Origin of the sequence: Streptomyces cyanogenus (assembly GCF_017526105.1) — a bacterium.
GTDB classification, from domain to species: Bacteria; Actinomycetota; Actinomycetes; order Streptomycetales; family Streptomycetaceae; genus Streptomyces; species Streptomyces cyanogenus.
Genome location: NZ_CP071839.1, coordinates 7,341,239 through 7,363,377 on the forward strand (window position 1 = coordinate 7,341,239; position 22,139 = coordinate 7,363,377).

Annotated in this window: 19 protein-coding genes; 7 read left to right on the forward strand and 12 right to left on the reverse strand. The window is 72.2% G+C overall.

All coding sequences use genetic code 11. From position 1 onward, the window contains the following. Nucleotide 1 precedes the first annotated feature (1 nt). Genes opcA through tkt form a run of 4 tightly spaced genes read right to left on the reverse strand, consistent with a single transcriptional unit; the run spans nucleotide 2 to nucleotide 5,786 of the window. Nucleotides 2–928 carry a glucose-6-phosphate dehydrogenase assembly protein OpcA gene (opcA, locus tag S1361_RS32935; RefSeq protein ID WP_208035513.1) on the reverse strand — a complete coding sequence of 309 codons (927 nt, stop codon included), beginning with the start codon at nucleotides 926–928 and terminating at the stop codon, nucleotides 2–4. Then, entirely contained in the window at nucleotides 925–2,514 is a 1,590-nt protein-coding gene (gene zwf, locus S1361_RS32940) for a glucose-6-phosphate dehydrogenase (RefSeq protein WP_208035514.1), read from the reverse strand. The genes opcA and zwf overlap by 4 nt, the downstream gene beginning before the upstream one ends. Further along, a complete protein-coding gene (gene tal, locus S1361_RS32945; RefSeq protein WP_208035515.1) occupies nucleotides 2,511–3,680 on the reverse strand; it encodes a transaldolase in 1,170 nt (389 codons plus the stop codon). Before tal ends, zwf begins: the two co-directional genes overlap by 4 nt. A 30-nt stretch (nucleotides 3,681–3,710) precedes the next feature. Next, a complete protein-coding gene (gene tkt / locus S1361_RS32950) occupies nucleotides 3,711–5,786 on the reverse strand; it encodes a transketolase (RefSeq protein ID WP_208035516.1) in 2,076 nt (691 codons plus the stop codon). A 146-nt stretch (nucleotides 5,787–5,932) separates the two neighbouring features. Between tkt and S1361_RS32955 the strand changes: the two genes are divergently transcribed. After that, the gene (locus tag S1361_RS32955) at nucleotides 5,933–6,823 is read left to right on the forward strand and encodes a helix-turn-helix domain-containing protein (RefSeq protein ID WP_208035517.1); all 891 of its coding nucleotides are present in this window, start codon (nucleotides 5,933–5,935) and stop codon (nucleotides 6,821–6,823) included. On the opposite strand, the gene S1361_RS32960 is transcribed toward S1361_RS32955, so the two are convergent. The 3 genes from S1361_RS32960 to S1361_RS32970 all read right to left on the reverse strand — a co-directional run bounded on the left by S1361_RS32960 (nucleotide 6,820) and on the right by S1361_RS32970 (nucleotide 9,707). Further along, on the reverse strand, nucleotides 6,820–7,212 hold the full coding sequence (locus S1361_RS32960; RefSeq protein ID WP_208035518.1) for a MerR family transcriptional regulator: 393 nt from the start codon (nucleotides 7,210–7,212) through the stop codon (nucleotides 6,820–6,822). The two genes, S1361_RS32955 and S1361_RS32960, sit on opposite strands and share 4 nt — an antisense overlap. Beyond that, nucleotides 7,199–8,245, reverse strand: a complete 1,047-nt coding sequence (locus S1361_RS32965; RefSeq protein ID WP_208035519.1) for an NADP-dependent oxidoreductase — start codon at nucleotides 8,243–8,245, stop codon at nucleotides 7,199–7,201. Before S1361_RS32965 ends, S1361_RS32960 begins: the two co-directional genes overlap by 14 nt. Nucleotides 8,246–8,312: 67 nt before the next feature. Next, entirely contained in the window at nucleotides 8,313–9,707 is a 1,395-nt protein-coding gene (locus S1361_RS32970; protein WP_208035520.1) for a glycoside hydrolase family 16 protein, read from the reverse strand. 300 nt (nucleotides 9,708–10,007) lie between these two features. Here S1361_RS32970 and S1361_RS32975 point away from each other — a divergent pair, with 300 nt between their 5' ends. After that, nucleotides 10,008–11,345 carry a 6-phospho-beta-glucosidase gene (locus S1361_RS32975; RefSeq protein WP_208035521.1) on the forward strand — a complete coding sequence of 446 codons (1,338 nt, stop codon included), beginning with the start codon at nucleotides 10,008–10,010 and terminating at the stop codon, nucleotides 11,343–11,345. 51 nt (nucleotides 11,346–11,396) lie between these two features. Here S1361_RS32975 and S1361_RS32980 read toward each other — a convergent pair whose 3' ends face one another. Then, the gene (locus S1361_RS32980) at nucleotides 11,397–13,079 is read right to left on the reverse strand and encodes a carbohydrate binding domain-containing protein (protein ID WP_208035522.1); all 1,683 of its coding nucleotides are present in this window, start codon (nucleotides 13,077–13,079) and stop codon (nucleotides 11,397–11,399) included. A 187-nt stretch (nucleotides 13,080–13,266) separates the two neighbouring features. Continuing rightward, a complete protein-coding gene (locus tag S1361_RS32985; protein ID WP_208035523.1) occupies nucleotides 13,267–14,385 on the reverse strand; it encodes an ATP-grasp domain-containing protein in 1,119 nt (372 codons plus the stop codon). A gap of 302 nt (nucleotides 14,386–14,687) precedes the next feature. Between S1361_RS32985 and S1361_RS32990 the strand changes: the two genes are divergently transcribed. After that, the gene (locus tag S1361_RS32990) at nucleotides 14,688–15,593 is read left to right on the forward strand and encodes a metallophosphoesterase family protein (RefSeq protein WP_208035524.1); all 906 of its coding nucleotides are present in this window, start codon (nucleotides 14,688–14,690) and stop codon (nucleotides 15,591–15,593) included. Beyond that, entirely contained in the window at nucleotides 15,541–16,242 is a 702-nt protein-coding gene (locus tag S1361_RS32995; RefSeq protein ID WP_208035525.1) for a 4'-phosphopantetheinyl transferase family protein, read from the forward strand. The genes S1361_RS32990 and S1361_RS32995 overlap by 53 nt, the downstream gene beginning before the upstream one ends. Nucleotides 16,243–16,925: 683 nt before the next feature. Here S1361_RS32995 and S1361_RS33000 read toward each other — a convergent pair. The 3 genes from S1361_RS33000 to S1361_RS33010 form a co-directional block, all read right to left on the reverse strand. Then, on the reverse strand, nucleotides 16,926–17,156 hold the full coding sequence (locus tag S1361_RS33000) for a hypothetical protein (protein WP_208035526.1): 231 nt from the start codon (nucleotides 17,154–17,156) through the stop codon (nucleotides 16,926–16,928). 252 nt (nucleotides 17,157–17,408) lie between these two features. Next, on the reverse strand, nucleotides 17,409–17,966 hold the full coding sequence (locus S1361_RS33005; RefSeq protein WP_208035527.1) for a toxin-antitoxin system, toxin component: 558 nt from the start codon (nucleotides 17,964–17,966) through the stop codon (nucleotides 17,409–17,411). 14 nt (nucleotides 17,967–17,980) lie between these two features. Further along, nucleotides 17,981–18,637: a helix-turn-helix domain-containing protein gene (locus S1361_RS33010; RefSeq protein ID WP_208035528.1), complete on the reverse strand. Its 657-nt coding sequence runs from the start codon at nucleotides 18,635–18,637 to the stop codon at nucleotides 17,981–17,983. Nucleotides 18,638–18,878: 241 nt separating this feature from the next. Here S1361_RS33010 and S1361_RS33015 point away from each other — a divergent pair, with 241 nt between their 5' ends. The 3 genes from S1361_RS33015 (at nucleotide 18,879) to S1361_RS33025 (ending at nucleotide 22,135) form a co-directional block, all read left to right on the forward strand. Then, the gene (locus S1361_RS33015; RefSeq protein WP_208035529.1) at nucleotides 18,879–19,550 is read left to right on the forward strand and encodes an MmyB family transcriptional regulator; all 672 of its coding nucleotides are present in this window, start codon (nucleotides 18,879–18,881) and stop codon (nucleotides 19,548–19,550) included. Nucleotides 19,551–19,655: 105 nt separating this feature from the next. After that, a complete protein-coding gene (locus S1361_RS33020; protein WP_208035530.1) occupies nucleotides 19,656–20,654 on the forward strand; it encodes a LacI family DNA-binding transcriptional regulator in 999 nt (332 codons plus the stop codon). Between the two features lie 128 nt (nucleotides 20,655–20,782). After that, the gene (locus S1361_RS33025) at nucleotides 20,783–22,135 is read left to right on the forward strand and encodes an ABC transporter substrate-binding protein (RefSeq protein WP_208035531.1); all 1,353 of its coding nucleotides are present in this window, start codon (nucleotides 20,783–20,785) and stop codon (nucleotides 22,133–22,135) included. Nucleotides 22,136–22,139 lie beyond the last annotated feature (4 nt).

Sequence of the window (22,139 nt, forward strand, 5' to 3'; positions counted from 1 at the left end):
GTCAGGCGTTCTCCTTGGCGGCCTCGCCCTGCAGGGCGATGGCGTACATCTCGTCGGCGTCGAGGCGGCGCAGCTCCTCGGCGATCAGTTCGGAGGTGGGGCGGACCTTCAGCGCGAGGGTGCGCGGCGGCTGGCCCGGCAGGGTCAGCGTGGCCAGCGGGCCCTCGGGGCGGTCGACGACGATCTCGCCGTTCGCGGTGCCGAGGCGGACGGCCGTCACGAACGGGCCCGCGCTCTGCACCCGCTCCACCGGGACGCCCAGGCGGGCCTGGAGCCAGCGGGCGAGCAGCTCGGCGCTGGGGTTGTCGGCCTCGGCCTCGACGGCCGCCGAGGCCACCTTCACCCGGGCCTGGTCCAGGGCCGCGGCCAGCATCGACCGCCACAGGGTCAGCCGGGTCCAGGCGAGGTCGGTGTCGCCGGGGGCGTAGGTGCGGGCCCGGACGTTCAGCGCCTCCAGAGGCCGCTCGACGGCGTACAGGTCGGTGATCCGGCGCTGGGCGAGCGCGCCCAGCGGGTCCTTGGCGGGGGCCTCGGGGGCGTCCCCCGGCCACCACACGACCACCGGGGCGTCCGGCAGCAGCAGCGGCAGCACCACCGAGTCGGCGTGGTCGGACACCTCGCCGTAGGTGCGCAGCACGACCGTCTCGCCGGTGCCGGCCTCGGAGCCGACCCGGACCTCGGCGTCGAGCCGGGAGTGGGTGCGGTCGCGCAGGGTGCGGGCCTGGCGCCGGATGACGACCAGGGTGCGCGAGGGGTGCTCGTGCGAGGCCTCCTCGGCCGCCTTGATCGAGTCGTAGGCGTTCTCCTCGTCCGTGACGATCACCATCGTCAGGACCATGCCCACCGCGGGCGTGCCGATGGCGCGGCGGCCCTGCACCAGCGCCTTGTTGATCTTGCTTGCCGTGGTGTCGGTCAGGTCGATCTTCATGGCCTGCGCCAGCTCCGTCCGTCTCGTGCGAGCATCTCGTCGGCTTCACTCGGTCCCCAGCTGCCCGACGCGTACTGCGCCGGCCTGCCGTGCGCCGCCCAGTACTCCTCGATCGGGTCGAGGATCTTCCAGGACTCTTCCACTTCCTGGTGGCGGGGGAACAGGTTGGCATCGCCGAGCAGCACGTCCAGGATGAGCCGCTCGTACGCCTCCGGGCTCGACTCGGTGAACGACTCGCCGTAGGCGAAGTCCATCGACACGTCCCGGATCTCCATCGATGTGCCCGGCACCTTCGAACCGAACCGCACGGTCATGCCCTCGTCGGGCTGGACGCGGATGACGATCGCGTTCTGGCCGAGTTCCTCGGTGGCGGTGGAGTCGAACGGGGAGTGCGGGGCCCGCTTGAAGACCACCGCGATCTCGGTGACCCGGCGGCCGAGGCGCTTGCCGGTGCGCAGGTAGAAGGGGACGCCCGCCCAGCGGCGGTTGTCGATGCCCAGCTTGACCGCGGCGAAGGTGTCGGTCTTCGACTTGGGGTCGATGCCGTCCTCCTGGAGGTAGCCCACGACCTTCTCGCCGCCCTGCCATCCGGTCGCGTACTGGCCGCGCACGGTGTGCCGGCCCAGGTCCTCCGGCAGGCGCACCGACTTCAGCACCTTCAGCTTCTCGGTGAGCAGCGCCTCCGCGTCGAACGCGATCGGCTCCTCCATGGCGGTGAGCGCCATCAGCTGCAGCAGGTGGTTCTGGATGACGTCGCGGGCGGCGCCGATGCCGTCGTAGTAGCCGGCCCGGCCGCCGATGCCGATGTCCTCGGCCATCGTGATCTGCACGTGGTCGACGTACGACCGGTTCCAGATCGGCTCGTACATCTGGTTGGCGAAGCGCAGCGCCAGGATGTTCTGGACCGTCTCCTTGCCGAGGTAGTGGTCGATCCGGAACACCTGGTCCGGCTCGAACACCTCGTGCACGATCTTGTTCAGCTCGATGGCGCTGGCCAGGTCGTGACCGAACGGCTTCTCGATGACGGCGCGCCGCCACGCGCCCTGCGGCGGGTTCGCCAGTCCGTGCTTCTTGAGCTGCTGGACGACCTTCGGGAAGAACTTCGGCGGCACCGAGAGGTAGAAGGCGAAGTTGCCGCCGGTGCCGCGGGAGGCGTCCAGCTCCTCGACGGCGTCCTTGAGCTGCTTGAACGCGGTGTCGTCGTCGAAGTCGCCGGGGATGAACCGCATGCCCTCGGCGAGCTGCTGCCACACCTCCTCGCGGAACGGGGTGCGGGCGTGCTCCTTCACGGCGTCGTGCACGACCTGGGCGAAGTCCTGGTCGGCCCAGTCCCGGCGGGCGAACCCGACGAGGGAGAAGCCCGGCGGCAGCAGACCGCGGTTGGCCAGGTCGTAGACGGCCGGCATCAGCTTCTTGCGGGACAGGTCACCGGTGACTCCGAAGATGACCAGGCCCGAGGGGCCGGCGATCCGGGGGAGCCGGCGGTCGCGGGCGTCCCGCAGCGGGTTCACCCAGTCGGCGGCCGGCCCCACCGGCACGCGCACCTCCTCGGGTGCGGGCGCCTGGGCGGGTGCGTTGTCGGTCATCGGGCGTCAACTCCCTTGCTCTTCAGGGACTTCGCTACGGCGTGCAGAAGGTCCTGCCAGGCCACCTCGAACTTGGCGACACCCTCGTTCTCCAGCTGCCGGACGACCTCGTCGTAGGAGATGCCGAGCCGCTCGACCGCGGCCAGGTCGGCGCGGGCCTGTGCGTAGCCGCCGGTCACCGTGTCGCCGGTGATCTCGCCGTGGTCGGCGACCGCGTTCAGCGTGGCCTCCGGCATGGTGTTGACGGTCCCCGGCGCGACCAGTTCGTCCACGTACAGAGTGTCCTTGTACGCGGGGTCCTTCACACCGGTGGACGCCCACAGCGGGCGCTGCTTGTTCGCCCTGTCCCGGGCGAGGGCCGGCCAGCGGCCGGAAGGCCGTGCCGCGTCGCCGGCGGAGCCGAACACCTCCTCGTAGGCCTCGTAGGCCAGACGGGCGTTGGCGAGGGCCGCGCGGCCCTTGAGGGCGAGCGCCTCGTCGGTGCCGAGGGCGGTCAGCCGCTTGTCGATCTCGGAGTCCACACGGGAGACGAAGAAGGACGCCACCGAGTGGATCGTGGACAGGTCCATGCCCCGCTCGCGGGCCTTCTCCAGACCGGCCAGGTAGGCGTCCATGACCGCCCGGTAGCGCTCCAGGGAGAAGATCAGCGTCACGTTCACGCTGATGCCGTGGCCTATGACCTCGGTGATCGCCGGCAGGCCCGCCTCGGTCGCCGGAATCTTGATCATCACGTTGGGGCGGTCGACCAGCCAGGCCAGCTGCTTGGCCTCGGCGACCGTGGCCTCGGTGTCGTGGGCGAGGCGCGGGTCGACCTCGATGGAGACCCGGCCGTCACGGCCACCGGTGGCCGTGTAGACGGGCTCCAGAAGGTCGGCGGCGGCCCGCACGTCGGCGGTCGTCATCATCCGCACCGCCTCGTCGACCGTCACACCCCGCACGGCGAGGTCGGCCAGCTGCTCCTCGTAGCCCTCTCCGGAGCCGATGGCGGCCTGGAAGATGGAGGGGTTGGTGGTGACACCGACGACGCTTCCGCTCGCCACCAGCTCGGCGAGGCCGCCCGAGGTGATCCGCTTGCGGGACAGGTCGTCCAGCCAGATCGACACGCCCTCGTCGGCGAGGCGCTTGAGGGCTCCCGGGGTCGCAACTGCTTCGGTCACTGTGATCATCTTTCTTTCGCGTCGGTGGGGACGTCGGTGTCAGGCGCGTGCGGCGGCGAGCGACTCGCGGGCCGCGGCGGCGACGTTCTGGGGGGTGAAGCCGAACTCGGCGAAGAGGGTCTTGGCGTCCGCGGAGGCACCGAAGTGCTCCAGCGAGACGATGCGTCCCGCGTCGCCCACGAACCGGTACCAGGTCAGGCCGACCCCGGCCTCGACGGCGACCCGGGCCTTCACGGCCGGCGGCAGCACCCGCTCGCGGTAGGCGCGCGGCTGCTCCTCGAACCACTCCACGGACGGCATGGACACCACCCGGGTGCCGATTCCCTCGGCCTCCAGCTGCTCCCGCGCGGCCACGGCCAGCTGCACCTCGGAACCCGTCGCGATGATGATCACCTCCGGGACCTGGGTCGAGGACTCGCGCAGGACGTAGCCGCCCTTGGCCGCGTCCTCGTCGGGCGCGTACACCGGCACGCCCTGGCGGGTGAGCGCGAGCCCGTGCGGGGCGGGGTGCGTGGCGTGCCTCTTCAGGATCTCGGCCCAGGCGATCGCGGTCTCGTTGGCGTCCGCCGGGCGGACGACGTTCAGGCCCGGGATGGCGCGCAGCGAGGCCAGGTGCTCGACCGGCTGGTGGGTGGGGCCGTCCTCGCCGAGGCCGATGGAGTCGTGGGTCCACACGTACGTCACCGGCAGCTGCATCAGGGCCGACATGCGCACGGCGTTGCGCATGTAGTCGGAGAAGACGAGGAAGGTGCCGCCGTAGACGCGGGTGTTGCCGTGCAGGGCGATGCCGTTCATCTCCGCGGCCATGGAGAACTCGCGGATGCCGAAGTGCACGGTACGGCCGTACGGGTGGGCCTCGGGCAGCGGGTTGCCCTCGGGCAGGAAGGAGCTGGTCCTGTCGATGGTCGTGTTGTTGGAGCCGGCCAGGTCGGCGGAGCCGCCCCACAGCTCGGGCAGGACCGGGCCCAGTGCCTGGAGCACCTTGCCGGAGGCGGCGCGGGTGGCGACCGACTTGCCCTCCTCGAAGACGGGCAGGGCGTCCTCCCAGCCCGCGGGCAGCTCGCCCTTGCTCACGCGGTCGAACAGCTCGGCCCGCTCCGGCTGGGCGGCGCGCCACTCGGCGATCCGCTTGTCCCAGGCCGCGTGCGCCTCGGCGCCCCGCTCCAGGGCCCGGCGGGTGTGCTCCAGGACCTCGTCGGCCACCTCGAAGGTCTGCTCCGGGTCGAAGCCGAGGAGGCGCTTGGTGGCGGCGATCTCCTCCTCGCCGAGCGCGGAGCCGTGGGAGGCCTCGGTGTTCCGCGCGTTCGGGGCGGGCCAGGCGATGATCGTGCGCATCGCGATGATCGAGGGCCGCCCGGTCTCGGCCTGCGCGGCCCGCAGCGCCCGGTACAGGGCGGGGGCGTCGACGTCGCCCTCGGCGGTGGGCTCGACGCGCTGGACGTGCCAGCCGTAGGCCTCGTACCGCTTCAGCACGTCCTCGGAGAACGCGGTCGCGGTGTCGCCCTCGATGGAGATGTGGTTGTCGTCGTAGAGGAAGACCAGGTTGCCGAGCTTCTGGTGGCCGGCGAGGGAGGAGGCCTCGGCGGAGACGCCCTCCTCCAGGTCGCCGTCGGAGACGATCGCCCAGATCGTGTGGTCGAACGGGGAGGTGCCGGCCGGGGTGTCGGGGTCGAACAGGCCGCGCTCGTAGCGGGCGGCCATCGCCATGCCGACGGCGTTGGCGACGCCCTGGCCGAGCGGGCCGGTGGTGGTCTCCACGCCGGCGGTGTGCCCGTACTCGGGGTGGCCCGGCGTCTTCGAGCCGTGGGTGCGGAAGGCCTTCAGGTCGTCCAGCTCCAGCTCGTACCCGGCGAGGTGCAGCTGCGTGTAGAGGGTCAGCGAGGTGTGGCCGGGGGAGAGCACGAACCGGTCACGGCCGGCCCACTCGGGGTCGGCCGGGTCGTGACGCATCACCTTCTGAAAGATCGTGTACGCGGCAGGGGCCAGGCTCATCGCGGTGCCCGGGTGTCCGTTGCCCACCTTCTGCACCGCGTCGGCCGCCAGAAGTCGGGCCGTGTCCACGGCGCGCCGGTCGAGGTCGGTCCACTCGAAGCCGTCGGGAGTCTGCGTCGTCATCTTCAAGAAGTCCTCGTTCAGTGCGGAGTGGCTGGCCGGACGCGTTCAAACTTAAAAGTCTGACTTTTTCGAAGAAAGGGAGGGGTGTGTCAGCCTGTGGTGAATCTGGGACAGTGATCGCGCTACCGGGACGGCATGAAAAGGACATGGCAGTCATAAGAGACCAAGCTGAGGGTGACGGGATCAGAACCTTCCCCTTCCCGGCCGAGCTGGCCGTCGGCGGCGTCGGCATGCAGGTCGGCCCCATGGGCACCGAGCGCCGCTGGCACGCCGACGCCCCCCTGCACCGCGTCCACCGCATCGACTTCCACGTCGTCATGCTCTTCACCGACGGCCCCGTCCGGCACATGATCGACTTCGCCGAGTACGAGGCCGGCGCCGGCGACCTGCTGTGGATCCGCCCCGGACAGGTCCACCGGTTCTCCCGCGAATCCGTGTACCGCGGAACCGTCCTGACCATGCAGCCCGGCTTCCTGCCGCGTGCCACCGTCGAGGCCGCCGGCCTGTACCGCTACGACCTGCCGCCGCTGCTGCACCCCGACCCCGCGCAGCTCACCGCGCTCCGGTCGGCCCTCGACCAGCTGCGCCGCGAGTACGAGGACACCGCCACGCTCCCGCTCAGCCTGCACACGGCCGTCCTGCGGCACACCCTGACCGCCTGCCTGCTGCGCCTCGCCCATCTCACCACCAGCGCGGCGGAGACCTCCCGGCTGCACGCCGACAGCACCTTCACCCGCTTCCGGGACGCCGTCGAGCAGGACTTCCCCACCAACCACAGCGTCAGCGCCTACGCCGACGCCCTCGGCTACTCCCGGCGCACCCTGGTCCGCGCCGTCCGCGCGGCCACCGGCGAGACGCCGAAGGGTTTCATCGACAAGCGCGTCGTCCTGGAGGCCAAACGCCTCCTCGCCCACACCGATCTGCCCATCGGCCGCGTCGGGGCGGCCGTGGGCTTCCCCGACGCGGCCAACTTCTCCAAATTCTTCCAGCTGCACACCGGGCAGACCCCGGTGGCGTTCCGGGCCGAGCTGCGCTAGGCCGTTCCGGCCCGCCGGTCCACCGCGTCAGCGGCCAGCCACGGCATCCGGTGCACGAGGGTGTCCCGCATCCGGGTCAGCGCCTCGATCCGTTCCTGCAGCTCGGCCACCCGGCGCGCGCCCACCTCGTAGTGGGCCGCGCAGGACTCCGCGTACGCGAACACCTCGGGCAGGTCGCTGTCGAGGTAACGGACGAAGGATTTCACGTCCGCCACCGTGAACCCGGACCCGAGCAGGTCCCGCACATTGCGGACCCGGACGACCGCCTCGGGCCCGTAGACCCGGTACCCGCCCGCGGTCCGCCCGGACTCCAGCAGACCCTCCTCCTCGTAGTAGCGCAGGGTGCGGGTCGTCGTGCCCGTCGCGGAGGCGAGTTCACCGATCAGCATCACGGCCGTCCCCAACACCCAGCCGCACCACGGTCTTCCCGGTGTACCGGCCGCGCACCAGGTCGGTCAGCGCCGCGGGCGCGTTGACCAGGCCGTCGACCACCGTCTCGTCGTACACGATCGAGCCGTCGCGCAGCCAGCCCCGGAACCGCTGGCCGAACTCCGCCGCCTTGTCGAGGTGTTCGCGGACCGTGAAGCCGCGCAGGGTCAGCCGCTTGGCGATGATCCGCACCGGATCGCCGGGTCCGGGATCGGGCCGGCCCGTGGACTGGTGCTGCAGGGCTCCGCACAGGGCGATCCGGCCGTGCTCGTTCATCACCTCGACCGCGGCCCGCAGTTGCTCGCCGCCGACGTTGTCGAAGTACACGTCGATGCCGTCGGGCGCGGCCTCCCGGAGCCGGTCCAGGACGGGCCCGTCGTGGTGGTCGAAGGCCGCGTCGAAGCCGAGCCGCCCGGTCACGTGCGCCACCTTCGCCGCCGAGCCGGCGCTGCCGACCACCCGCCGCGCCCCGGTCAGCCGGGCGATCTGCCCGGCCAGGGAGCCGATCGCGCCGGCCGCGCTGGAGACGAAGACCGTGTCGCCGGGCCTGAGCCGGGCCACCTCCATGAGGCCCACGTAGGCGACGAGCCCGAAGCCGAGGTGCAGGGAGGGGCTCGGGTAGGCGTCCCGGTCGACCCGCCGGAACGCCCCCGCGTCGGACACCGCGTACTCCCGCCAGCCGAGCCGGTGCACCACCAGGTCCCCCGGGCAGAGCGAGGGATGAGCGGAGAGGAGGACCTCGCCGACCGCGTCCCCGTGCATCGGCGCGCCGATCTCGTAGCGGGGCAGCGGCAGCCGGCTCCCTTCAGCCATCAGCAGCAGCATGCCGGGGTCGAGGGAGAGGAACAGATTGCGGACGAGGACCTGGCCGGGCGTCGGATCCGGTACGGCCACCTCGACGATCTCCAGGTCGCCGGGTGCGGGCAGTCCGTGTGGGCGGGCGGCGAGGCGGGCCTGGAGTCCGGTGCGGGCGGAGGCTGGTGTGGTCGTCATGGCGGCGACGCTAAGGGTTGACGCATACGTGAAGGTCAACTCCCCGGCGCCGCCGCCTCCTTCCCGGTCAGTGTCCGAAGTCGAACCAGTTCACGTTCACGAAGTCGGCCGGCTGGCCGCTGGTGAAGGTGAGGTAGACGTCGTGCGTGCCGGTCACCGCCCCGATGTTGGCCGGGATCGTCCGCCAGGACTGCCAGCCCCCGGTGTTGCCCACGGCGAAGCTGCCGACGGGCGCGTTGCTCCGGCTGTCGAGGCGCACCTCGACCAGCCCGCTGACCCCGTTCGCCGCGCCGCTCGCGACCCGCGCGTAGAACTGCCTGGCCGCCGTCGACCCGAAGGCGACGCCCTTGTACAGCGCCCAGTCGCCGTTCGCGAGGGAGCCGATGTCCTGGCCGCCGCCGGTGTCCGTGGTGGTCTCCGGGACGACGCCGGACTGGCTGTCGTAGGACTCGGCCTGGATGGCGCCGTAGGCGTCCCGGTTGCCGGTCGGCGGGGGAGTGGTGCCGCCGCCGGAGGACTGCAGCACCTGCACGTAGTCGACGGTCATCGGGTGGCCGGGCTCGGTGCCGCCGTCCGGGCCGCCGCCGAACGCGTCCGGGAAGCCGCCGCCCATCGCGACGTTGAGGATGATGAAGTAGCCGTGGTTCGTGGCGTTGGCCCAGGTCGTCGCGTCGACCTGGTTCGCCCGCACCGTGTGGAAGTTGACGCCGTCGAGGTAGAAGCGGATCTCCTCGGGACTGGTCGAGCGGTCCCACTCCATCGCGTAGGTGTGGAAGCCGGCCTGACAGGTGGTGCCGGTGCAGGCGGTGGAGTTGCCGATGCCGGAGGTCTCGTTGCACGGGCCTCCCGGGTTGGTGCCGCAGTGCATCGTGGCCCAGTCGGTGTTCAGACCCTGGACGTTCTCCATGATGTCCAGCTCGCCGATGCCCGGCCAGTTCCAGTAGTCGCCGCGGAACGGCGCGCCGAGCATCCAGAACGCCGGCCAGTAACCCTTGGCGGCCGCACCGGTGACGTCGGGCATCCGGATCCGGGCCTGCACCCGCAGCTTCCCGCCGGCCGGGGGCTGGAAGTCGGTGCGGTTGGTCTCGATCCGGCCCGAGGTCCAGTGGCCGGAGGCGTCGCGGCGCGGGGTGATGAGCAGGTTGCCGTTCCCGTCCAGTGCGACGTTGCTGGTGCTCGACGTCATCGTCTCGACCTCGCCGGTGCCCCAGTTGGCGGCACCGCCGGGGTAGGAGGTCCCGGTGTCGTACTGCCAGTCGGCGGTGTTGACGCCGGAGCCGGCCGCGCCGTTGAAGTCGTCCACGAAGACCTGCGTCCAGCCGGAGGGCGGGCTGGGCGCGGAGGCGCTGGCGGGCGCGGTGGCGGCCGTGGCGACGGCGGCGGCCAGGCCGAGTGCGGCGGCGACGGCGACCAGCGCGCGCCGCAGCGGGCGGGGTCTGGGCAGGCCGGAGGATGCGCTCATGGGGAGCCTCTCGGGTACGGGAAGTGTGCGGGTGGCGTGAGAGCGCTCCCATGCGCTGGCTGGAGTCGGCTTGAGAGCGCTCTCACGGTGCCGCCAATGTGCTCCCCGGCCCCGTGGCCGTCAAGACTTGAAACAAATAAAGTCCGTGCCGGTCGGACGAGTTCACCGTGTGAAGCCGCCCGGATCCACTCGGCTGCGCACTTCAGGGCCGCCGGCCGCCGGTGGTCCGCGACGCCGTGCTGGTGCTCCCCGGGCGGCCGGGGTCTGCTAGAAGGGTGCAGGCGGAAGAGAGGTGCCGGTGTGAAGCTGACGATTCTGGGTGGCGGCGGGTTCCGGGTTCCCCTGGTGTACGGCGCACTGCTGACCGACCGTGCCGAGGGGCGGGTCACCGACGTCGTTCTGCAGGATCCGGACGAGCGTCGGTTGTATGCGGTGACCCGTGTCCTGGCGGAACAGGCCGCCGGTGTTCCCGACGCCCCGACGGTGACCGCCACCACCGACCTGGACGAGGCACTGCGCGGCGCCGACTTCGTCTTCTCCGCGATCCGCGTCGGAGGCCTGGAGGGCCGGGCGAACGATGAACGGGTCGCGCTCGCGGAAGGCGTACTGGGTCAGGAGACCGTCGGTGCGGGCGGGATCGCCTACGGTCTGCGCACGGTCCCCGTCGCCGTCGACATCGCCCGGCGCGTGGCCCGCCTCGCCCCGGACGCCTGGGTCATCAACTTCACCAACCCGGCCGGCCTGGTCACCGAGGCCATGTCCCGCCACCTCGGCGACCGCGTCATCGGCATCTGCGACTCACCGGTCGGCCTCGGCCGCCGTATCGCCCGTGTCCTCGGCGCCGACCCGAAGGAGGCCTTCGTCGACTACGTCGGCCTCAACCACCTCGGCTGGGTGCGCGCCCTGCGGGTCGCCGGACGCGACGAACTGCCGCGCCTGCTCGGCGATCCCGCGCTGCTCGGCTCCTTCGAGGAGGGCCGGCTGTTCGGCGCCGACTGGCTGCGCTCGCTCGGCGCCGTCCCCAACGAGTACCTGCACTACTACTACTTCGGCCGGGAGACCGTCCGCGCCTACCAGGAGGCCGAGCAGACCCGCGGCGCCTTCCTGCGCGACCAGCAGGCCCGGTTCTACGCCGAGGCCGGGGACCCCGGCGTCTCCGCCCTGCGCGCCTGGGACCGTACCCGCGCCGAGCGCGAGGCGACGTACATGGCCGAGAACCGGGAGAGCGCCGGCGCGGGCGAACGCGAGGCCGAGGACCTGTCCGGCGGGTACGAGAAGGTCGCGCTGGCGCTGATGCGGGCCATCGCCCGCGACGAACGCGCCACCCTGATCCTCAACGTCCGCAACCGCTCCACCCTGCCGGTCCTCGACGCCGACGCGGTCGTCGAGGTCCCCTGCCTGGTCGGCGCGAGCGGCGCCCACCCGCTCGCCGTCGATCCGCTGCCCGGGCACGCCACCGGCCTGGTGTGCTCGGTCAAGGCCGTCGAGCGCGAGGTGCTCGCCGCCGCCGAGTCGGGTTCCCGGACGACCGCCGTGAAGGCGTTCGCGCTGCATCCGCTCGTCGACTCGGTCACCGTGGCCCGCAGGCTGGTCGAGCGGTACACCGAGGTCCATCCGGGCCTGGCCTACCTGACGTAGGCGCGGAGGGCCGCTCCGCCGAGCGGCCCTCCGCCGTACTCCGGGCGACCGTCAGCCGGTGAAGCCGGCCGTGATGGAGGTGAACTGCCAGTTGCTCTGGCCGATGCCGGAGCAGTTCGAGGTGACGCCGCCGCCCGGGCACGGCCGGTCGCGGTTGACCGACCAGAAGGCCAGCCGTGCGATGTGGTGCGAGTTCGCCCAGTCCCGGATCTGCGTCCAGATCGCGGGGGTCGTCGTCTCCTGCTGGTCGGACAGGCCGTTCATGCCGGAGATCCCGATGTGGGCGTAGGCGGTGGCGTCGTCCCAGCCGAAGGTGGACTTCAGCTTGTTCTTCAGCCCCTCCGTCGCGTTCACCGTGTTGCCGTACATGTCCGAACCGCCGCCGAAGTCGAACGGCATGATGGTGAACACGTCGATGTTCGCGCCCAGCGACTGCGCCTGCTCGATGAGCCGGTTGCCGTAGTACGTGGGCCCGGTGGTGGACGTGCCGAAGGTGACGATGGTCTTCAGGCCCGGGTTGTTGGCCTTGACCGTCTTCAGCGCGGTGAGGATCCTGGCCTGGACGGCCTCGTTCTCGAACTCGTCGGTGTTCTCGATGTCGAAGTCGACGGCCTTCAGGCCGTAGGCGCCGACCACCTTCTGGATCGCCCCGGCGAGCGCGCTCGCGGAGGAGCAGTTGGCGCCGAGCTTGCTGCCCTGCCAGCCGCCGAACGACGGGACGATGTCACCGCCGGCGGACCGGATCTGGTTGACGGCCGTCTGGTCCACCCCGCCGGTCAGTGCCCGCTGGCCGTCCCAGGCCGGGGTGCAGCCGCCGGAGTCCAGCACGAACGCCATGGTGAACCACTTGGCGCCGGTCGCGCTCATCACCGTCGTCGGGTTCGGCGGATCGCCCCAGCCCTCGTACAGGTACGGCGCCGCCTGCTTGAACCCGGTCCCGCCGCTGCCCGGGTCGGTCGTCACCGTCACGGAGTTGGAGGCGGGCGAGGTGTTGCCTGCCGCGTCCCGCGCCTTCACGGTGAAGGTGTAGCTCGTGCCGGGGGACAGCCCGCCGACCGTGGCGGACGTCCCGGAGACGCTCAGGAGCTGGTTGGCCCCGCTGTAGATGTCGTATGCCGTCACGCCCACGTTGTCCGTGGCGGCGTTCCACTTCAGCGACACGCTCGACGACGTCTTCCCGGTGGAGGCGAGCCCGCTGGGCGCGGTCGGCGCCTGGGTGTCCCCGCCGCCACCGCCGCCCGGGCCGTCCAGGCTGATGTCGTCGGCGTAGTAGGTGCCCTGGCCGTACCAGCCGTGGACGTAGAGGGTGGCGCTGGTCTGCGATGCCCCGGTGGTGAAGGTGAGGCTCAGTTGGCCGTACGCCGACGGGGACGTGGTCCAGGTGGAGGGACCGCCGTTGACGCCGAGGTACACGTAACTGCCGCGCACCCAGCCGCTGAGGCTGTACGTCGTGTTCGGCTGCACGGCGACGGTCTGGCTGCACTGGGCGTTGTCGCTGGACGTCACCGCGCCCTGCAGCGCCTTGGCGCCGCCGTGCACGGGGGAGGAGACGACCGAGCCGAGGTTGCCGGTGCAGGTCCAGGGGGAGAGGCCGCCCGACTCGAAGCCGGGGTTGGTGAGGAGGTTCGCCGCGTGGGCGGTGCCGGGGAGGGCGACGGCCCCGCCGAGCGCGAGGGCGGCGGAGCCGAGCAGGGCGAGAAACCGACGTCTGGGACGTCCGGGAAAGTGGCGCACGCTATCTCCCTGAGGGGGTGGGGTGTTCGGGAGTGCAGGGGAGTGCGGAACCTGGTGCGCCAATGAATTTGGTATGGACCAATCAACCTGTCAAGAAGGCGAACGGGATTGGTCCATACCTGGGCCGGCCGCCCGGGGAGGGCGACGGGAACCGCGGGACACGCCATGGCGGCCCCCGGCCGGCGGACTAGAGCGGCAGTACCTCGCCCGCCGAGGCGGCCCGCGCGGGCGCCGGCACGGCGGGCAGCAGAACCCCGGACTCCACCCTCCGCCGCGGAAGCCCCGCGGGCGCCAGCGGACGCGGCCCCGACACCACCGTGTAGTCCTGCCCGAGGAACGGCGGCTCGATCACCCCGGGGTCCTCGCCGAGCGCCAGCTGCACCGCCGCCCACGGCGCGTTCACCCCACAGAGCGACAGCTGATGCAGGCCTCCGGCGGGCCTCGTGTTGACGTCCAGCAGCACCGGCCGGTCGCCGAGCATCCGGAACTGGATGTTCGACAGGTGGTGCAGCCCGAAGCCCTCCGCGATCAGCCGGGCCGGCGCCAGCCACCGCTCGTCCAGGGTGAAGCCCCGGCGGCGGCCGTTCTTGGTGCGTCCCACGGCGAGCCGCACCCGGTTGTCGCGCCCGGTCAGGCAGTCGACGGACACCTCGGGCTGTTCAAGACGCGGCATCACCAGCCAGTCCACCGGTTCCTCGGCCCGCCGCAGTGCCTCGACGACCAGGTCCAGCTGGACGTACGGGCCCGGGAAGCCGGTCAGGTGCGCCAGCGAGAAGGGCGTACGGGTGATCATCCGGAAGCCCACCCCGCCCGCGCCGGCGGCCGGCTTGAAGCAGGGCCGGTGTCCGGCCGCCTCCAGCTCCTCGACGGCGGCGAGGAGTTCGTCCGCCGTCCGGACCCGGTGCCACGGCGGCACCGGAACGCCCACCGAGCGCACCGCCTCGTACGCGGTCGCCTTGTCCTCGAAGACGGCGACCGCCTCCGGCGTCGGGGCCAGCAGGGCCGTACCGGCCGCCGCGAACTCGGCGCGGTGCGCCACGATCGCGGCCTGGTGCAGCCGGGGCACGAACACGTCGATGCCGCGCCGGGCGCACTGGTCGAGGGCGTACTCGACGTACGCGGCCGGGGACAGGCCCTCCGGCTCCAGGTCGGCGGTGTCGGCGGCGGCCAGCACGGGGGAGTCGGGGTCGCCGTGCGTGGCGTGGATCTCCACCGCGCGGTCGGCGGGATTCCTCCGCAGCTGATCCATGAAGAACACGTTCTCCGCGTACGTGCGGTTGAGCCAGACGCGTACGCGAGAGAGCATGCAGGCCGCCTTTCGGGGTGTGCGGGCAGGGCGAAGCGGCCCGTGCCCGGGCAGGAGGAAGGAAGGGTCACCGAACCGCCCCGTTGACAAGGGGGAGTTGAGGGCGCTGGTGTCGGGGCGATCATACGGCTTTCAAGTGGCCCGTCGTGCAACGCGTGCGTTACGGATTTCCGGGGGCCCGGCCGCTCGCGGACCCGTGGCGCCGGCCCGGCCGGAAGCTGACACGCGGACAGGTTGCTCTTGTCCGGGGACCGGTCGATGTGTTCTTGTTGTGTCATCGGATGATCGGAAGGGGTGTGCAGGTGGAGTCGACGGCCGGGGCCGGACAGCTGCTGGCCATCAGCGACCTGCACATCAGCTATCCGGACAACCGCGCCCTGGTCGAGGAGATGCGTCCGCACAGCGACGAGGACTGGCTGATCGTGGCCGGGGACGTCGCGGAGACCGTGGCCGACATCCGCTGGGCCCTCGGCACGCTCGCCGGCCGCTTCCGCAAGGTGCTGTGGGCACCGGGGAACCACGAGCTGTGGACCCATCCGAGCGACCCGGTCACCCTGCGCGGCGCCGCCCGCTACGACCACCTGGTCGAGGTCTGCCGCGAGCTGGGCGTCGTCACCCCCGAGGACCCCTACCCGGTGTGGCGCGGCGCCGGCGGCCCGGTCGTCGTCGCCCCGCTCTTCCTGCTGTACGACTACTCGTACCTGCCGGCCGGCAGCACCACCAAGGCGGAGGGCCTGGCCTACGCCGAGAGCACCGGCATCATCTGCAACGACGAGTTCCTGCTGCACCCCGACCCCTACCCGAGCCGGGAGGCCTGGTGCCGGGCCCGGGTCGCCGAGACCGAGCGCAGGCTCGCCGAGCTGCCCGAGGACCTGCCGACCGTGCTGGCCGGCCACTGGCCGCTGGACCGGCACCCCACCGAGGTCCTGTGGCACCCGGAGTTCGCCATGTGGTGCGGCACCACGCTGACCGCGGACTGGCACCGCCGCTTCCGCGTCGCCACCATGGTCTACGGCCATCTGCACATCCCCCGCACCACCTGGCACGACGGAGTCCGCTTCCTGGAGGTCTCCGTCGGATATCCCCGCGAGTGGCGCAAGCGCCCGGACCAGCCGGGAAGGCTGCGCCGTGTCCTGCCGATGGAGGTCGAAGCCGGTGATCGAGGAGCTGCTCCCGGAGTCGGTCGTGGCCGTGGAGGCGCGCGCTGACGACCCGCTGTGGGACGCACCGCTGTACCCGGCGGAGGAAGCGCTCGTAGCTCGCTCGGTGGCCAAGCGGCGGCGTGAGTTCGCCGCCGTCCGCGGCTGCGCCCGGCGCGCCATGGAGAAGCTCGGCGTGCCGCCGCAGCCGGTGCTCACCGGCGAACGCGGCGCCCCGCGCTGGCCCGACGGGCTGGTCGGCAGCATGACCCACTGCGACGGCTACTGCGCCGCCGCCCTGGTGCGCGCCGCCGACCTGGTCTCCCTCGGCATCGACGCCGAACCCCACGGGCCGCTCCCGGAGGGCGTCGGCCCCTCGGTCTTCCTGCCCGCCGAGGCCACGCGGCTCGACCGGCTTGCCGCGCGGTGGCCCGACGTGCACTGGGACCGGCTGCTGTTCAGCGCGAAGGAGTCCGTCTACAAGGCGTGGTTCCCGCTCACCCGTAAGTGGCTGGACTTCTCCGAGGCCGACATCACCCTGCAGCCGGACACCGAGGGCGCGGCGAACGGCACGCTGCGCGCCGTACTCCTCGTCCCCGGCCCGTTGATCGACGGCCGGCGGCTCCAGGTCTTCGAGGGCCGGTGGACCGTACGGGAGGGCCTGGTGGCCACGTCCGTGGTCATACCGCACGCCACGGCCGGCCCCGCGCAGCCCTGACACCCGCGACCGGCCCCGCCCCGGCGCGACCCGGCCGGGACCGCTCAGGCCGCCCCAGGCCGGGGCTCCGCCGCCCGGCCCCGCCCCGCCGCCGCGACCGGTACGGCTGCCGGCATGCGCCTCCCGCCGCGCCGGGGCACGGCCGGCGCCGCCGCGGTGCCGCCCCGGTGACGGCGGGGAACCGTCCGGGCGACGGCGACGGCGACGGCGCGGAACCGGCTCGGCGACAGCGGCGGTGCGAACCGTCCGGGCGACAACCACGGCGCGGAACCGGCTCGGCGGCGGCCCGGAACCGGCCCCGCGCAGCCCTGACACCCGCGACCGGCCCCGCCCCGGCGCGACCCGGCCGGGACCGCTCAGGCCGCCCCAGGCCGGGGCTCCGCCGCCCGGCCCCGCCCCATCGCCGCGCCGGTACGGCTGCCGGCATGCGCCTCCCGCCGCGCCGGGGCACGGCCGGCGCCGCCGCCCCGGTGACGGCGGGGAACCGTCCGGGCGACGGCGCGGAAGCGGCTCGGCGACAGCGGTGGTGCGAACCGTCCGGGCGACGCCGGCGGCGCGGAAGCGGTCCGCGACAGTGGTGGTGCGGACCGTCCGGGCGACAACCGCGGCCCGGAACCGGCTCGGCGGCGGCGCGGAAGCGGCCCGGTGCTCAGGCCGGCGGCGGTGCGGGACCGGCCCGGTGCTCAGGACGGTGGCGGGCACCACTCGCGCAGGAGGCGGAAGAACGCCTCCTCGTTGCCCGCCAGCCCCGCCCGGGCCAGCGCGTGTTCCGCCTCGGCGAGCACGGCGGGCGGGACGACGGCGGGCCGGTCCGGGTCCGGTGGTCCGTCGAAGGCGGCGCGCACCGTGTGCAGCAGCCGCAGGTAGGCCTGTACGGCGGTACGCTCACGGTCGGTCAGTACGGCGGTGGGCATCGGTCGGCTCTCCCCGAGTAGGCGTCACGGTCACGCGCTCTGCGGCGCACACCCCCAGCTTGCCGCCCGCCACTGACAACGCCGTCCGGCTCCGCGCCGGTTAGCCCGCTCAGCCGAGGAGGAACCGTCCCCGGCCCAGTGGTCCGCCCCAGAGGAAACGGTTCGCCGCCTCCGCCGCCCGTACCGGCACAAGGTCGGTGTCCGCTCCGGCGTACAGCCCCACGTGGCGCGCCCCCGGCCGGCCCGCTCCGGTCAGCCGTGCTGCCCCGGATAGCCCAGCGACGCCTCGATACGGCCCGCCACGCCGTCCCGCTGCACCGGCACCCGCAGGGCCGAACCGGCCAGCCACGTACGGCACTTGCTGGCCAGGAGCAGCCCGAACGTCTCGGCGTCCCGCTCCTCGGTGAGGTCGAAACGGGTGCGGGCCGCGACCCGTTGCACCGCCGCCTGCAGCGCCTCCTGGTCGGTGTCCTCGCGCAACAGCCGCGTCGCCGCGCCGACCCCCTCCACATGGAGCCCGCAGTGGTCGGCCTGCATGTGCCACAGCTCGTGGCCCAGGATCACCAACTGGTGGTCGGGTGCGGTGCGTTCCTCCACCACCACGACGTCCCGGTCGGTCAGGTCCAGCCACAGCCCGCTGGCCGTGCCGGCCGGGAAGGCGGCCGTACGGAAGTGCACCGGACGCCCGCGGCGGCGGCTCATCGCCTCGCACAGCGCCCGGTACAGCTCGTCCGGCGGCGCGGGCGCGGGCAGGGCCAGCCCACCCACCAACTCGTTGCACAGCCGGCGCATGTCCCTGCCGATGCCCACAGTCCTCCCCAGGCTCACGACTCGGGCCGCTTGACGCTCTCCAGGAGCATGTCGAGCCACTCAGCGACCTTGTCCCGGTGCTGGTCGGTGGGCAACTGCGCGGCCCGCCAGGCTATTCCGCGCACGCCGTGGTCCTGCAGCAGCCGCTCCAGGGGATCCTCCGCGGTCTCGGCGGCGGCCCGCTCCCGGTCCGCGAGCTTCTGCAGCAGCTCCTGCTCGGTGCGCTGCAGGGCGCCCGCCAGCGCCTCGGGGTCCTCCGCGGTGAGGAAGCCGGCGTGCACCCGGAAGAAGCGCTGCAGCGCGTCGCAGTGCTCCATGGTGGGCCGCCGGTCGCCGTTGATGAGGGCGCCGGCCTGCTGGCGGGACATCCCCGCGCCGTCGGCGATCTCCTGCTGCGTGTAGCGGCGTCCGCCCGGCTTCAGCCGGGTGCGGCGCAGCAGGTCCAGACGCTGCAGGAAACGGGCCTGGACATCCGGCTCGCCCGCGGGCCGACCGCTCAGCAGGGCCCTGACCACCGGCTCCGGCACCCCGCAGGCGATGGAGAGCCGCCCGACGTCGAAGACCTCGGCATGCGGCACGCCGAGGCGGTCGGCGAGCGCGGTGACGCGGGCGACGACGGCCGGCAGCTGGGCGGTCGCCGAGGCGCCCGGATCCTCGTAGCCATCCGTCACCGACAGAACTCCTACGTCTCTAGAGGGCTTCAGATGTGTCCGTGCTTCTCACGAGCGATCGCCGTGAACTTCCCGGAGAGTAGCCGGTGTCTCGAACTCACATCCAGGTGTCGCCACAACTGTGGCGAATTTCAGCCGTCAACCGGCATGAAATGCCACGATAGTTGACACGCCTCTTGCCGGGGCAGCAGGATCGCATCGCCGCGAGAAAGGCCGCAGAGGCAAGAGGGGTGACCTCCCGATGGCACATCAGGCAGGAGGGCAGCGGCCGGCACCGCGGCCCGTCCCCGAGACCTGCGAGACCCAGGCGTACCTTCAGGATTACGGAGCACTGCTGGAGTACCTGTCCTGCCCGTCGCTGGTCGTCGACCGCCACTGGAACGTGGTCATGGCCAACAGTGCGTTCGAGACACTTTTCTGCGGCGTGCGTCCCCATCCGACGGCCATGCCGGGGGAGAACTTCCTCCGTTTCGTGCTGTTCCACCCCGACGCGGGCGAGGTTCTCGGCGAGCACGAGCCCGGCTGGTGCCTGCCCATGCTGGCCCAGGTCCGCTCGGCGCTGGAGGCGCACGGCCACGACCACGAACTCCAGGCGATCCGCCGGGAGATCGCCCAGGACCCGATAATGGAGGCCGCCTACCGGCAGGGCCTGCCGCACTGGATCCGGTCCGTCGGCGAGGCCGCGACCCGCCTCGACGGCGCGGTACGCCTCCTGCACCACCCGGACCCGCGCCGCGGGCGCACCGAGTGCCGCATCGTCGAGGAGTCGCCGCAGCCGCTGCTGGAGCTCGGCTACCGGCGCCTGACGATGATCTTCCGCGACCCGCGCCGCGCCGTCGCGCCGGTCCGCCGGGCGCGCCGCCCGCGCGGCGCCGCCTCCCACCTCACGGTCGTCCCGTCCCCCGGGAACTGACCCGGCACCGCCGGCGTTCAGGTCGCCGGCGGCGCCGGGCCGTCCCCCATGCCTCCTGGCCCCTTTGCGCAAGCCGTTTGCGTCTCTTGCGTTAAGCTTGCGGTCATGACGCGACGACTTGCGGAAGTGGCGAAGAAGGTCGGGGTCAGTGAGGCCACGGTCAGCCGGGTGCTCAACGGCAAGCCCGGAGTCTCCGACGCCACCCGGCAGGCGGTGCTGACGGCGCTCGACGTCCTCGGCTACGAGCGCCCCACCCAGCTGCGCGGCGAACGCGCCCGGCTCGTCGGCCTCGTCCTGCCCGAGCTGCAGAACCCCATCTTCCCGGCCTTCGCCGAGGTCATCGGCGGCGCCCTCGCCCAGCTGGGGCTCACCCCGGTGCTGTGCACCCAGACCAAGGGCGGCGTATCCGAGGCGGACTACGTCGAGCTGCTCCTCCAGCAGCAGGTCTCCGGCGTCGTGTTCGCCGGCGGCCTGTACGCCCAGGCCGACGCGCCGCACGACCACTACCGGCTGCTGGCCGAGCGCAACATCCCGGTCGTACTGGTCAACGCGGCCATCGACGACCTCGGCTTCCCGGGGGTGTCCTGCGACGACGCGGTCGCCGTCGAGCAGGCCTGGCGGCACCTGTCCTCCCTCGGCCACGAGCGCATCGGCCTGGTCCTCGGCCCCCGCGACCACGTCCCCTCGGCGCGCAAGCTGGCCGCCGCGCGGGCGATCGCCGGCAATCTGCCGGACGAGTTCGTCGCGCGGGCCATCTTCTCCCTGGAGGGAGGTCACGCCGCCGCCTCCCGGCTGATCGACCGGGGCGTCACCGGCATCGTCTGCGCCTCCGACCCGCTGGCGCTCGGTGCCGTCCGGGCGGCCCGCCGCAAGGGGTACGACGTGCCGGGGCGGATCTCCGTCGTCGGCTACGACGACTCGGCGTTCATGAACTGCACCGAGCCCCCGCTGACCACCGTGCGCCAGCCCATCGAGGCCATGGGGCGCGCGGCCGTGGAGCTGCTGAACGCGCGGATCGGCGGTACCGCCGTACCCGCCGAGGAGCTGCTGTTCGAACCGGAACTGGTGGTACGCGGGTCCACCGCGCAAGCCCCGCGCGGCTGAACCACGGAAGATCCAGTCTCCTGTCGAATAATTACAGAATCTGCGCGACATCTTGCGGGTCGATGTCGGCGGTGCTTGAGTGTGCGGCGCCCACCGCTTCTGCCACGAGTGCCATGAGGGGTCCGCCCATGACAAGCACCGGGTTCCGCCGTACCGTCGCCGCGATCGGCGCCTTCTCCTCCCTCGCCCTGACCGCCACCGCCTGCGGAACGGGAGACGGCGGCTCGGCGGGCGGCAAGACCCGCATCACCGTCAACTGCGAGCCGCCCAGGAGCGCCGCGGTCGACCGCCGGTTCTTCGAGGAGGACATCGCCGCCTTCGAGGAACACCACCCGGACATCGACGTCGTCGCGCACGACGCCTTCCCCTGCCAGGACCCGAAGACCTTCGACGCCAAGCTCGCCGGCGGCCGGATGGAGGACGTGTTCTACACGTACTTCACCGACGCCCGGCACGTGGTCGACGTCCGTCAGGCCGCCGATCTCACCCCGTACCTGAAGGAACTGAAGAGCTACCGCACCATCCAGAAGCAGCTGCGGGACATCTACACCGTCGACGGGAAGGTGTACGGCATACCGCGCACCGGATACTCCATGGGGCTGATCTACAACCGCGCCCTCTTCCGCAAGGCCGGCCTGGACCCCGACAAACCCCCGGCGACCTGGGACGAGGTCCGTGCCGCAGCCAAGCGGATCGCCGCCCTCGGCGACGGCACCGTCGGCTACGCCGACTACAGCGCCCAGAACCAGGGCGGCTGGCACTTCACCGCCGAGCTGTACTCCCAGGGCGGCGACGTCGTCGGCGCGGACGGCAGGAAGGCCACCATCGACACCCCTGAAGGCCGCGCCGTCCTGCGGAACCTGCACGACATGCGGTGGACCGACGACTCGATGGGCAGCAAGCAGCTCCTCGTCATCAACGACGTCCAGCAGATGATGGGTTCGGGCAAGCTCGGCATGTACCTCGCCGCCCCCGACAACATCCCGATCCTCGTCAAGGAGAAGGGCGGCACCTACCAGGACCTCGCCCTCGCCCCCATGCCCGGCGGCAAGGGCACCCTCATCGGCGGCGACGGCTACATGGTCGGCAGGAAGGCCACGCCCGCCCAGATCCGCGCCGCCCTGAAGTGGCTCGACCACATGTTCCTCACCCCGGGCAAGGGCTTCCTCGGCGACTACGCGCGCGCCAGGAAGAACGACGCCCCCGTCGGCCTGCCCGAGCCGCGCCTGTTCACCGGCGCCGCCGACGCCACCGACCAGCGGATCAAGAAGGCCAACGCCAACGTCCCGGTCCGCAACTACCAGGCGTTCCTCGACGGCAACCGCACCCTCCGGCTGAAGATCGAGCCACCGCACGCCCAGCAGATCTACTCCGTCCTCGACGCCGCGGTCTCCGCCGTCCTCACCCGCGAGGACGCCGACATCGACCAGCTCCTCCAGGACGCGTCCGGCAAGATCGACAGCATCCTGGCCCGGAGCTGACCGC